The 12,334-nt window shown below is 64.8% G+C and carries 14 protein-coding genes; 7 read left to right on the forward strand and 7 right to left on the reverse strand.

Translation table 11 applies throughout. From position 1 onward, the window contains the following. Positions 1-18 precede the first annotated feature (18 nt). The 3 genes from ACREB7_RS13175 to ACREB7_RS13185 all read left to right on the forward strand — a co-directional run bounded on the left by ACREB7_RS13175 (position 19) and on the right by ACREB7_RS13185 (position 1,513). Entirely contained in the window at positions 19-678 is a 660-nt protein-coding gene (locus ACREB7_RS13175; protein ID WP_431592733.1) for a hypothetical protein, read from the forward strand. Further along, on the forward strand, positions 675-1,091 hold the full coding sequence (locus ACREB7_RS13180; RefSeq protein WP_431592734.1) for a DUF2177 family protein: 417 nt from the start codon (positions 675-677) through the stop codon (positions 1,089-1,091). The genes ACREB7_RS13175 and ACREB7_RS13180 overlap by 4 nt, the downstream gene beginning before the upstream one ends. A 131-nt stretch (positions 1,092-1,222) precedes the next feature. Further along, positions 1,223-1,513: a hypothetical protein gene (locus tag ACREB7_RS13185; RefSeq protein WP_431592735.1), complete on the forward strand. Its 291-nt coding sequence runs from the start codon at positions 1,223-1,225 to the stop codon at positions 1,511-1,513. 27 nt (positions 1,514-1,540) lie between these two features. Here the strand turns inward: ACREB7_RS13185 and ACREB7_RS13190 are convergent, their stop codons facing one another. Continuing rightward, a complete protein-coding gene (locus ACREB7_RS13190; RefSeq protein WP_431592736.1) occupies positions 1,541-2,215 on the reverse strand; it encodes a transposase in 675 nt (224 codons plus the stop codon). 137 nt (positions 2,216-2,352) lie between these two features. Between ACREB7_RS13190 and purL the strand changes: the two genes are divergently transcribed. The 3 genes from purL to ACREB7_RS13205 all read left to right on the forward strand — a co-directional run bounded on the left by purL (position 2,353) and on the right by ACREB7_RS13205 (position 5,958). Beyond that, the gene (purL, locus tag ACREB7_RS13195; RefSeq protein WP_431592737.1) at positions 2,353-4,608 is read left to right on the forward strand and encodes a phosphoribosylformylglycinamidine synthase subunit PurL; all 2,256 of its coding nucleotides are present in this window, start codon (positions 2,353-2,355) and stop codon (positions 4,606-4,608) included. Positions 4,609-4,753: 145 nt separating this feature from the next. Then, positions 4,754-5,494, forward strand: coding sequence for a DUF72 domain-containing protein (locus ACREB7_RS13200; protein ID WP_431592738.1), 741 nt, complete (start codon positions 4,754-4,756; stop codon positions 5,492-5,494). Between the two features lie 164 nt (positions 5,495-5,658). After that, complete coding sequence (locus ACREB7_RS13205; RefSeq protein ID WP_431592739.1) at positions 5,659-5,958, forward strand: endonuclease domain-containing protein; 300 nt, start codon at positions 5,659-5,661, stop codon at positions 5,956-5,958. Between the two features lie 69 nt (positions 5,959-6,027). On the opposite strand, the gene ACREB7_RS13210 is transcribed toward ACREB7_RS13205, so the two are convergent. Next, complete coding sequence (locus tag ACREB7_RS13210; RefSeq protein ID WP_431592740.1) at positions 6,028-6,807, reverse strand: Coq4 family protein; 780 nt, start codon at positions 6,805-6,807, stop codon at positions 6,028-6,030. 156 nt (positions 6,808-6,963) lie between these two features. Here ACREB7_RS13210 and ACREB7_RS13215 point away from each other — a divergent pair, with 156 nt between their 5' ends. Beyond that, entirely contained in the window at positions 6,964-8,220 is a 1,257-nt protein-coding gene (locus ACREB7_RS13215; protein ID WP_431592741.1) for a DUF418 domain-containing protein, read from the forward strand. Here ACREB7_RS13215 and ACREB7_RS13220 read toward each other — a convergent pair. The 5 genes from ACREB7_RS13220 to ACREB7_RS13240 all read right to left on the reverse strand — a co-directional run. Continuing rightward, the gene (locus ACREB7_RS13220; RefSeq protein ID WP_431592742.1) at positions 8,214-8,618 is read right to left on the reverse strand and encodes an Hpt domain-containing protein; all 405 of its coding nucleotides are present in this window, start codon (positions 8,616-8,618) and stop codon (positions 8,214-8,216) included. The genes ACREB7_RS13215 and ACREB7_RS13220 overlap by 7 nt on opposite strands. A gap of 113 nt (positions 8,619-8,731) precedes the next feature. After that, positions 8,732-8,953, reverse strand: a complete 222-nt coding sequence (locus ACREB7_RS13225) for a sulfurtransferase TusA family protein (protein ID WP_431592743.1) — start codon at positions 8,951-8,953, stop codon at positions 8,732-8,734. Next, entirely contained in the window at positions 8,950-10,347 is a 1,398-nt protein-coding gene (gene der / locus ACREB7_RS13230; protein ID WP_431592744.1) for a ribosome biogenesis GTPase Der, read from the reverse strand. The genes ACREB7_RS13225 and der overlap by 4 nt, the downstream gene beginning before the upstream one ends. Before the next feature lie 47 nt (positions 10,348-10,394). Beyond that, positions 10,395-11,726 carry a PQQ-binding-like beta-propeller repeat protein gene (locus ACREB7_RS13235; RefSeq protein WP_431592745.1) on the reverse strand — a complete coding sequence of 444 codons (1,332 nt, stop codon included), beginning with the start codon at positions 11,724-11,726 and terminating at the stop codon, positions 10,395-10,397. Continuing rightward, positions 11,726-12,334 (reverse strand): tetratricopeptide repeat protein (locus ACREB7_RS13240; RefSeq protein WP_431592746.1); only part of this gene is annotated, 609 nt, incomplete at its 5' end. The genes ACREB7_RS13240 and ACREB7_RS13235, both read right to left, overlap by 1 nt.

Genomic DNA, 12,334 nt, shown 5'->3' on the forward strand with positions numbered 1-12,334 from the left:
GCCCTAGCATCGCGCGCCATGTTCATCGGCCATTTTGCCCCCGCGCTGGTCGCCGCCGCCCGGCCGAAAGCTGCGGGTCTCGGCACGCTGTTCGTCGCCGCGCAGCTCGTCGACATCGGTTTTGCCGCGCTGTTGTTCCCGGAGCTGGAGGCGATGCGTATCGTTCCCGGCATCACCGCGATGAACCCGATGGACCTCTATCATATGCCCTATACCCACAGCCTGCTCGGCGCGCTGTTGTGGGCGGCAGGGTTCGGGGCGCTCGTCGGGGTCGCGACGAAGCGAAGGGCGGCGGCGATCGGCGCGGCGCTCGTCGTGCTGTCGCACTGGTTCGTCGACCTCCTCGTCCATATCCCCGACCTGACGCTCTATGGCGCGCCGCCGAAGCTCGGGCTCGGGTTGTGGAATCATCCGATGATCGCGATGCCGCTGGAGATCCTCTTCATCGGCGCCGCGCTGGCCTATTATGCGAAGCGGACGTCGGCGCCGACCGGCAATCGCCGCTTGTGGATTCTGGCCGGCGTGCTTGCGCTGTTGCAGGCCGTCGACTGGTTTGGCCCGAAGCAACCGACCTTTTCCCTCGCGATCCCGGCGACGATGCTGTTCGCTTATGCGCTGCTCGCCGGCACCGCCGCCTGGGCGGGCGCCAATCGCCGGCTGGCCGCTCCCACGCCATGACGCGGCAAACCGTTGCGGGTTATGGCTTCACCGCGCTGATTTTCGGCCTGCTCGACGCGCTGTGGCTGACCCGGGTCGGCCCCGGGCTCTATCACCCCGAGATCGGCGAATTGCTGATGGACGGCTGGCGCCCCGCACCCGCCCTCCTTTTCTATGCCCTCTATATGCTGGGCATCCAGATCTTCGCGGTTCAGCCCGCGCTCGCAGCGGGCAAATGGCGGGTCGCGGCCCAATATGGCGCGCTGTTCGGCTTCTTCTGCTACATGACCTACGACCTCACCAATCAGGCGACGATGAAGATCTGGTCGACCAAGGTCACCCTGCTCGACATCGCGTGGGGCACCTTTGCAACGGGCCTCGCGGCGGCCGCCGCCGCCTGGCTGGTGCTGACGCTGTTGCCGCGCCACGCCTGACCCGTATCACCCCGCGCAATCACGATTCGGTTTTTTGCAATTGCCGCAACTCCGCGCACCGGTCATGCTGCACCGCACAAGAGAGAGGGGCATAAAGGCAAGTTTTGTTCATCCTGACAAGGACTTGCACCATGAAAAAATTCATCCTCCCCATGCTGACCCTGTTCGCCATCGTCCCCGCAACCGCGCATGCCGAAGAGGTGCGCCGCTTCGAGCATGACGGCCGCATCTACAGCTACACCATCACCCAACACGGCGACCGCCGCGTGATCGACGGCGTCGAAGAAACGACGGGCAAGCCGTTCAAGCTGCGCGTCGGCACCCATCAGGTTCGCGGCACGGTCGGATCGCAACAGGTCCAATTCTCGCTGCGCGACGTCAAACCGCTCGAAGCATCGGTGACCGTCCTCGCCGCACGCTAACCGACGGCCAATAAATAGGGACAGTCCCTATTTAATTTTGAACGGGCGGCCGCGCGGCTTCGACACGGCGCGGTCGCCAACGTCTTCGGCATGCGCAGCGAGCCACTCGGGAACCGCGCGCGGTCGTCCAGATTGCAACGCTCGAGCGATGGATTCGGCTGATTCTTCGTCTTCAGCCGCCTCGAGTCCGCGAGCGAGCATAGCCCGCCAGTTGGGCACGGCATCGGCCAATTCCGTGCCGCTGACCAACCGGTCGGGCCGGCGCGCTATATGCGCTGCCGCGCTCGACCACCGCCACTCCTCGGCCGCCCGCACGAGTCCGGCCTGCACCGGGTTATTCTCGACATAGCGTAACGCGATCATCAAATGGGCCTCGTCCATCGCGTAGCTGGCATAACGCCCCTGAAAAAGATGGCCGCTGGTCTGCTGCATCAGGTTGATACGCTGCGACAGCCGCGTCGCGGCGCTTGCGATCGGCCCACGCAATCCGTCCCGCGTCGATGGCACAAGAACGAGATGAACATGATTGTCCATCAGACACCATGCAAGGCAAGTTGTCCCAAAGCGCTGGCAGGCGTCGGCGAGCCAATCAACGTACCGGTTCCGGTCGTCGTCTGAGAAGAAAATCGGCTGGCGGCGATTTCCGCGCTGGACCACATGGTGCGGCACGCCGGGGATGACAATACGGGACGAACGCGGCATCAGCCCTCCAATAAATAGGGACAGTCCCTATTTATTGCTCATGGCGGCGAGGAGCGCAACGGCGCGCGATAATAAATAGGGACTGTCCCTATTTATTGCGCCTGTTCGCGGCGCGCGCACGCGGCTAAAGGCGCGCCATGACTCAGACCGCAACCGCGCCCGCCTCCGTCATCACCCCCGAGATCGTTGCCGAACACGGCCTGTCTCCGGAAGAATATGAGCGCGTCCTGCACGCGCTCGGGCGCGAGCCGAACCTCGTCGAACTCGGCATCTTCTCGGTCATGTGGTCCGAGCATTGCAGCTACAAAAGCTCGCGCCTCCATTTGAAGAAACTGCCGACCGAAGCCCCTTGGGTGATCTGCGGTCCCGGCGAGAACGCCGGCGTCATCGACATCGGCGAAGGCGAAGGCGGCAAGAAGCTCGCCGCGATCTTCAAGATGGAGAGCCACAACCACCCATCGTACATCGAACCCTATCAGGGCGCGGCGACCGGGGTCGGCGGCATCTTGCGCGACGTCTTCACGATGGGGGCGCGTCCGGTCGCGAACCTCAACGCGCTGCGCTTCGGCCGCCCCGACCATCCCAAGATGAAGCATCTGATTTCGGGCGTCGTCCACGGCATCGGCGGTTACGGCAATTGCGTCGGCGTGCCCACGGTCGGCGGCGAGGTCAATTTCCACAAGGCCTATGACGGCAACATCCTGGTCAACGCGATGACGGTCGGCGTCGCCGAGCAGGACAAGATCTTCTATTCGGCCGCATCGGGCGTCGGCAATCCGATCGTCTATGTCGGCTCGAAAACCGGCCGCGACGGCATCCATGGCGCGACGATGGCGTCGGCGGACTTCGGCGAGGATGCCGAGGAAAAGCGCCCGACCGTGCAGGTCGGCGACCCCTTCACCGAAAAACTGCTGATCGAGGCCTGCCTCGAACTGATGGCGTCGGATGCGATCGTCGCGATCCAGGACATGGGCGCTGCGGGCCTGACCAGCTCGTCGGTCGAGATGGCGTCGAAGGGCGGCGTCGGCCTCCATCTCAAGATGGACGATGTGCCGCAGCGCGAAACCGGCATGACGGCGTATGAGATGATGCTGTCCGAATCGCAGGAACGCATGCTGATGGTGTTGAAGCCCGGCCGCGAGGATTTCGCCGCCGCGATCTTCCACAAATGGGAACTCGACTTCGCGGTCATCGGCACCGTCACCGACACCGGCCGCATGGTGCTCGAGCATAAGGGCGAGATCGTCTGCGACATCCCGCTCGCCCCGCTCGCCGACGATGCGCCGCTGTACGACCGCCCGCATGTGCCCACACCCAAGCAGCCCGAACTCACGAACGTCCCCGAGACGACCGACGTCGCCGCCGACCTCAAGACCTTGATGGGCACCCCCGATATCGCCAGCCGCCGCTGGATCTACGAACAATATGACAGCCAGGTCGGCGGCGACACGCTGCAGATCGGCGGCGATGCCGCGCTCGTCCGCATCCACGGCACCAACCGCGCGCTCGCCATGTCGACCGACTGCACCCCGCGCTATTGCTACGCCGACCCTGTCGAGGGCGGCAAGCAGGCGGTGGCCGAAACCTGGCGCAACATCACCGCAGTCGGCGCAACGCCCTTGGCGATCACCAACTGCCTCAATTTCGCCAACCCGCAGCGCCCCGAAATCATGGGCCAGATCACCGGCTGCCTAGACGGCATGGCGCAGGCGTGTATCGCGCTCGACTATCCGATCGTCTCGGGCAACGTCAGCCTCTATAACGAGAGCAAGGCGACCGGCGGCGGCAGCGCGATCCTGCCGACCCCCGCGATCGGCGGCGTCGGGGTGATCGAGGACCTCGGCCGCGCGGTCGGCATCGGCTTCAAGCGCACCGGCGACATCGTCCTCGCGGTCGGCGAACGCGCCGGCCATCTCGGCCAGTCGGTGTGGCTGCGCGAAATTCATGGCCGCGAAGAAGGCCCGCCGCCCGAGGTCAATTTGCGCTGCGAAAAGCGCACCGGCGATTTCATCCGCCACGCGATCAACGCCGGCTGGATCACGGCCTGCCACGACGTCTCCGACGGCGGCATGGCGGTGACGCTCGCCGAAATGGCGCTGAAGTCGAATATCGGCGTGCTGGTCAGCGAAGAACAGCCCTTCGGCGTCGCCGAAAGCTTCTTCGGCGAGGATCAGGGGCTCTATCTCGTCACCGTCTGCGACACCTGCCTCGCCGATTTCCTCGACGCCGCAGGCCGCGCCGATGTGCCGGTCGATCCGGTCGGTCGCACGATCAAGGATCGCATCGTCTTCGAACTGGAAGGCAGCGATCACAGCGTGACGCTCGCCGAACTGCGCGACGCGCATGAGGGGTTCTTCCCGAACCTGATGGGCGCCGACGCCGCGCTGGCCTGACCCGCGTCTGCCGCGAAGCGCGCCCGATCAACACCGTTCGCCCTGAGCTTGTCGAAGGGCCGTTCTTTCTTTAGCCGTAGTGTGAAGAAGAACAGTGCTTCGACAAGCTCAGCACGAACGGGTTTGGGCGGAAGGTGACGGACGTATGAGCATCCACATCGGCATCGGCGGCTGGACCTACGAACCCTGGCGCGGCACTTTCTACCCGGACAAGCATCCGCAAAAGCGCGAGCTCGAATATGCCGGCCAGCACCTCACCGGCATCGAAATCAACGGCACCTATTATGGCAGCCAGAAACCCGAAACCTTCGCCAGCTGGGCCGCCGCGGTCCCCGACGGCTTCCAGTTCAGCGTCAAGGCCTCGCGCTTCACGACCAACCGCAAGATACTGGCCGAAGGCGCCGCTTCGATCGAAAAATTCCTGACGCAGGGGCTCACCAGGCTCGGCGACCGGCTCGGCCCGATCCACTGGCAGTTCATGGCAACGAAGAAATTCGACCGCGACGATTTTGCGGGCTTCCTCGACCTGCTTCCTGACACGCAGGACGGGCTGAGGCTGCGCCACGCGATCGAGGTCCGCGACGAAAGCTTCCGCGATCCGGCGTTCGCCGACATGCTCCGCGACCGGAACATGGCGATCGTTTACGCCGACAGCGACGAATTTCCCTGCATCGACGCGCAGACCGCCGACTTCACCTATGCGCGGCTCCAGCGCAGTCAGGAGGATATCGAAACCGGCTATGACGCGGCGGCGCTCGACAGATGGGCGAAGCAGGCGAAGGATTGGGCCGAGGGCGACCGCGACGTCTTTCTCTTCTTCATCTCGGGGGCCAAGGTCCGCAATCCCGCCGCAGCACAGGCGCTGATCGCGCGGCTGAAAGAATGACGGCGAGAAACTGCGCTGGTCGACAAAAGCGACGGTCAAGCTAAAAAGATCCTCCCCGCCGCGAAGCGGTAGGGGAGGGGGACCGCCCGAAGGGTGGTGGAGGGGTCAGCGACATATCGGCCACCAACAGAGCTTATAAGAGTGCGCGGCGGCTTCGGCGACAGATGTCTCTCCCCGAAGTATTGCTATGGCAGATTCTGCGAACGAAGCCGGGCTATATCAAGTTCCGACGCCAGCACCCGATCGGCCCGTATGTGCTCGTTTTCTACGTGCTCGAATTGAAGCTCGGGATCGAGATCGACGGCGCCAGCCACGATATGGGCGACAGGCCCGAACGCGATGAGACGCGCGACCGCTGGCTCGAATCGCACGACATTACCGTGGTGCGCGTTACCGCCAAGGAGGTCCTGGCCTACCCCGCCGCAGTCGCGGATTCAGTCGTGCGGTTCTGCGCCGAGAGGTAAAACCCCTCCACCACCGCTTCGCGGCGGTCCCCCTCCCCAATGGCTTCGCCAAGGGGAGGATCAAAAGGTTCACGCCGCCGCGGCCTGCGACGCCAGGAAATTATACGGGTCGATGCCGCGGCTGCGATAAGCGCGATGCGCTTCCTTATACAGCGTCGGCTCACCGATCCCCAGCCGCGCGCGGGCGGCTTCGAGCGGTTCGGCGAGCAAGGAGCGGATATCCTGTTCGATGATCGCCTTCGACGCCTTGCCGTTGCGCTGGCCCTGACGGATCGCACCCATCACCGGCGCGCTGCCCTTGACGCTGCGCTTGAGCTCGTAGCCGCCGGCATAGGCGATGAAGAAATTGCCGTAATTGCCCGTCTGGCCATAGGTGAAGCCGAGCACGCACTGCTCGCCCAGCGCATCGCGGCCATAGCCGGTCAGGATGTGGAACAGGTCGTGGGTGTCGCGCAGGCGGTTGGCGTACCATTGCACCTGATCGTCGAACGTCGGGCGGCCCATCTTGTCGGCCTCGGCGACAAGGCCGGCGGCCGACAGGCCTTCGCGGCGCATGAAGGTGACATAGGCGTGGCCGACGCTGCCTTCGGGCAGTTGGTCGATCCAGCTATGATCGTCGAGCAGGTCGGGCAGATAGGGCTCGCTCGCCATCAGCCGCTGGCCCTTCTCGCTTTCGACGAAGGCGCGGGCATCGTCCATGAACCCCTTGCGCGGCAGACTCTCGAAGATGTGGAACACCTGTTCGGTGTCTTCCTTGTCCTTGATCAGGTTGCGAAAGTGCCGGAACGCCTTGAGCGGACGGAACTTCTGCGGCTGGCGGTCGGGGTGGGAGAAGATGGTCGGGGTCATCGGCTTGCCTCGATAGAATCGCGTGATGGTGAAGAAATAGCACTACTGACATAGATGTCAATAACTGATGAATCTCAGGTTGGCGGCAAAAAGAAACCGCTCGACGCTGTCGGACGGGAAGGATAGCTCTGCCGCTGGTCCGGAGGGGGATGGGACATGAGCGGCGGCGGCGCGACGACACGGTATGAAAGCCTCGATGCCATACGCGGCGTCGCGGTGATGGGCATATTGGCGATGAACATCGTCGCCTTCGCGCTGCCGATGAGCGCCTATTTCAACCCCGCCGCGGGCGGGTCGCCGAGCACGAGCGACCTTGCGACCTGGGCTTTCAATTTTGTCTTCGTCGATTCGAAGATGCGGGGGCTCTTCTCGGTGCTGTTCGGCGCGAGCACGCTGCTCGTGATCGAAAGCGCCGCCGCGAGCGGAGGCAGCGCGGCGAAGACCCACTATGCGCGAATGGCCTGGCTCGGCCTCTTTGGCCTCGCCCATTATTATCTCTTCTGGTTCGGCGACATCTTGTCGCTCTATGCGGTGTGCGGGCTGCTGCTCTTCCTGTTCCGCAACCGCTCGGTCCGCGCGCTGCTGATCTGGGCCGGCGCCTTCCTGTTCGTCGGGCTGGCGCTGCTCGGGTCGACCTGGCTGTCGATGGCCATGTTCGACGCGAGCAAGATGCCCGCCGAGGCCGCCGCCGGATTGGCCGAACAGATGACCGAGTTCAACGCGATGATGGGCCCCTCCTCGCCCGCCTATGCCAAGGACGTCGCGCATTTCCTCGGCAGCTATCGCGAGATCGCGGGCGACCGCATGGGCGAGGGCGCCATCGAGCCGTTGATCCAGGTGATGCTGTTCCTGTGGGAAAGCATGGCGCTGATGCTGATCGGCATGGCATTGTTCAAATCGCGCATGCTGACCGGCGAATGGAGCGCCGCGCGCTACACCAGATGGGCGACCACCTGCTTCGCGATCGCGGCGCCGGTACTCGCCTGGATGGCCTGGGACAGCGCCCATACCGGCTTCGCGACCATGACGGTCTTCGGCACCAGCCTCGTCTTCTCGACCCCTTTCGACATATTGATGACGGTCGGCTGGGCGGCGCTCATCATGTTGCTGATCCAGACCCGCGCCAGCGCCACGGTGCGCGCGCGTCTCGCGGCGACGGGACGGATGGCCTTCACCAATTATCTGGTGACGACGATCGTGATGACGACGATCTTTTATGGCTATGGGCTGGGGCTGTTCGGCAGCGTCGGGCGCGCCGGATTATATCTGTTCTGCTTCGGCATGTGGGCCGCGATGCTGGCCTGGTCAAAGCCCTGGCTCGCCCGCTTTCACTACGGACCGCTCGAATGGCTGTGGCGCAGCCTGTCGCGCTTCAGCCTGCAACCGATGCGGAAAACCGCAGCGGTTCAGTAGCCGACGGCACGCCCGAAGCCGGGCGCGCGGCGCTGGACGAGTGGATTGGCCTCTTTTTCGAGCGCCGCCAGCGTTTCCTCGAACAAGGGGCGCAGCGTCACGACGCGCGGCAGATATTCCTCGGGGCTGACCTGCGCCTCGATGCAATGGCGCGCAAAGGTTTCGATATCTTCGGCCAGGTCGGCGAGTTTTTCGGCGCCGAACTGGCGCGATTCGCCCTTCAACGTGTGCGCAGGCATGACCAGGCCGCGCGCGTCGCGGGCGCGCATGGCTTCCTCGATCGCCACGACCGATTTGCTGCCGTCCTCGCGAAAATAGCCCAGGATCCGCACGAAAGCGGCGCCGAGCTGCGTGCGCGTGGCACGGAATTCATCCCAATCGACCAGGATATCGTCCACTTGTTCGTCCCTTGGCGTAAAATCGGTCTTTGGTCCCGCCGCCGTCATGCCGCGAAGGCGGTAAAAAAGCCGTTACGATTGGCGGGGCCAGTTCAGAAGCGGCCCGTTTTGGGTCAGCTGTGGCGCACCCGCCAGCGCCCTGCGGCTTCGGCCGCCAGCGACCAGCCATGTTCGCGCGCCAGCGCCGCAATTGCGCGTTCCGCCTGCGGATCATCGGCGAGCAGGACGACAGGCCCGCCGGTTCGCATCGCACGGGCCAGCCGCAGCGCCGGCCAGGGACATTTCATGCCGCGCGCATCGACGACGACGGCCCCCGATTCCTCAGAGCTGGTCATTCGTCATAGGGATTGCGCGAATTGCGGAAATTCAAACGCACCGGCACGCCCTGAAAACCCAGTTCCTTGCGCATGCCGTTGACCAGATAGCGCTCGTAACTGCCGGGCAGCGAATCGGTGCGCGTGCCGAACACGACAAAGGTCGGCGGGCGGGTGCGCGCCTGGGTGATATAGCGTAGCTTGATGCGCTTGCCCCCCGGCGCCGGCGGCGGATTATTCTCGACCGCACCCTCGAACCAGCGGTTGAGCCGCGCGGTCGAGACGCGGTTGGTCCAGATCGCGCGCTGTTCAAAGGCGACGCGGACCAGCGTGTCGATCCCCTTGCCCGTCGCGCCCGAAATGGTGAGCACCGGCACGCCCTTGACCTGGCTGAGCCCGTCGTCGAGCGCATTCCGGACGCCGTTGAACAGCGACGAGGGATTTTCGGCGACGTCCCATTTGTTAAGCGCCACGATCAGCGCGCGGCCTTCCTGCAGCACCCGGTCGGCGATGCGCAGATCCTGCGCCTCCAGCCCCTTGGTGGCGTCGAGCAACAGCACCACGACCTCGGCAAAATCGACCGCGTGGAGCGCGTCCATGACCGAGAGTTTCTCCAGCTTGTCCTGCACCTTGGCGCGCTTGCGCATACCGGCGGTGTCGAACAGCTGGATCTCATGGACCTCGCCATCATCTTCCCATTGCCAGTCGACGCGGATCGAATCGCGGGTGATCCCCGCTTCGGGTCCGGTGATCAGCCGATCCTCGCCGATCATGCGGTTGATCAAGGTCGATTTTCCGGCATTCGGACGCCCGACGATCGCGAGTTTCATCGGACCAAGCGGCGCTTCCTCGTCCTCGTCGCCCTCTTCGCCTTCGATCCGTGGTGGCAACGCCTCGGCTTCGGCCGCCTCGAACCCCTCGACGATCGGGCGCACCGCGTCGAACAGGTCGACGATGCCCTCGCCATGTTCGGCGCTGAGTGCGATCGGATTGTCGAAACCGAGCGAATAGCTTTCCATCAGGCCATTCTCGCCCTGCTTCCCCTCGGCCTTGTTGACCACGAGGATGATCGGCGTGTCCTCGCTGCGCAGCCAGCGTGCGATTTCCTCGTCGAGCGGGGTCACCCCGGCGCGGCCGTCGATCATAAACAGTGCGGCATCGGCCTCGCGCACCGCCTTTTCGGTCTGCACGCGCATCCGGCCGGGCAGCGTCGCGGCGTCCTGGTCCTCGAACCCTGCCGTGTCGACGATCAGAAATTCGAGCCCGAGCAGATTGGCGTCGCCCTCGCGCCGGTCGCGCGTCACCCCCGGCTGATCGTCGACCAGCGCCAGGCGCTTGCCGACGAGCCGGTTGAACAGCGTCGATTTGCCGACATTGGGTCGGCCGACAATGGCGATCGTTGCGGATCGCGCCATGCTATTATCCCTGTTCCGATCGAGCCGACACGGCCCGATCCCTTAAATCAGCGCCAGGCGGTGATGCGCCCGTCGTCCGCCAGAATATAGAGGACATTGTTCGCGACGATCGGCGACTGCGACAGCGACGTTTTGAAGTCGGTCGTCGCGATCGTCGATCCGTCGGCGGGCGAAAATTCGGACAGCTGGCCCTCGCTGTTCACCGCGATCAGACGGCCACCCGCCAGGATCGGTCCGGTCCAGCGGATCGGGTCCTTCTTCTTCTTTTCGGTCTCGACGCGGAAGCGCGACAGTTGCTGCAGCCAGCGGACCTTGCCGGTCGCGCGCGCGACGCACAGCAATTTGCCATCGTCGGTCATCGCATAGACCCACTCGCCGACGACATAGGGCGTCGAAATGCCGGCGATCGAAATTTCCCAGCTGCGCTGGCCGGTGACGAGTTCATAGCTCGCCATGCGGCCGCCCTGGCCGAGCGCGAAGACGCGGCCGCGGTCGATCACCGGATCGGCATCGACGTCGGACAGCGTCGACACCGACAGCGCCATCGAGGTGCGCGCAAGCGCGTCTTCCCACAGGTCGCGGCCATTTTCATAGCGATAGGCCTGAACCTCGCCCGACGAGAATCCGGCGACGATCGTGCCCTGCCCCGCAGCGGGCGAACCCGCGCCAAAGATGCTGCCGGCTTCGAGCGACGCCGTCGCCTGCCACAGCACCGCGCCATCGGCGGCGTTCAATGCAATGATCTGATTGTCCTGGGTGATCACATAGACACCGCCGAACGCGATCGTCGGGGCGCCGCGCAGCGGACCGGCGGGCTTCACCTTCCACAGCACCGACCCATCGGCGGCGTTCAGCGCCGCGACATCACCGACGCCGCTCGTCGCATAGACGACGCTGCCGTCGACCGACGCGCCGCCGCCGAACAGCGAATCCTGGAAATCCTTGCCGGTGCTGCCGATCGGAACCCGCCACAGCGACGAACCGGTGTCGGCCGAAAAGGCATAGACGACGGCATCGGTGCCGACCGCGAACAAGCGGTTGTCCGACACCACCGGGGCCGAGGCCAGCCGCTGCTTGTTGTTGCCGCCCGCGATGCTCGCGCTCCAGATCTGGCTGCGCGAGGCGGCAAGCGCCGGATGGCCCATCGATTTCGACGCATTGCCGCCCGACTGCGCCCAGTTCGCGTTGACCACCGGGTCGGGCAGCACGACCGCGACCGATGCGGTCGCGGGATCGACCTTGACGCTGTTGTCGTTCGACAGGATCGAGACGCGATCGCCGACGGTCGGGGTCTTCGGCCCGCCATTGCCCTTGAGCACGCCGCAGCCGGCGAGCGCCAGCGCGATGAGCGCGACACCGACAAAATTGGCTTTCCGCATTATTTCTTTTCCTCAACTGGTCCGGCGGCCACCTTGGGCGCGGCGGCGCCTTTTTGGTCCTTCGCGGCGCTTTCGTCCGCACGATCTTCGACGGCGTCGACCCCCAGCATCCCCGCCATCTGCACCGCGCGCGACTGCAGCGACTTCGGGATCGTCGGGACCTTGACGATGCGGGCATAAAGGTCGCCCGCCTGCTTATACTGGCCGAGCTGATAATGCGCGATCGCGCTCAGTTCGGCGGCGCTCGGGAACCAGTTCGACGCCGGGTCCTTGGCGTCGACCATCGGCTTCATCCGCGCGATCACGACTTCGGGCTTCAGCGTATCATATTCGAAGGCGGTCTGGCGCAGCAGCGCGAGATCGCGGAGCGAGGGATCGAGCTTGGTGTCGGCGGCGGCTTTCGCCATCAGGGCGGCGGCGCCCTTCAGGTCGCCGCGCTCGGCCTTCATATTCGCCTGCTGGAACAGCGCGGCGGCGCGATAGGCGGGACCGCCATCGGCCTCGATCTTCGCCAGTTCGGCGGTCGCGGCGGTCGGCTGCGCCGCCTTCGCCTTGTCAAAGGCGGCGATCAGAGCCTCGGCATTCTCGCCGCGCTTTGCCTCCTGCAT

The sequence above is a fragment of the Sphingopyxis sp. genome, from assembly GCF_050725615.1.
GTDB lineage: Bacteria > Pseudomonadota > Alphaproteobacteria > Sphingomonadales > Sphingomonadaceae > Sphingopyxis.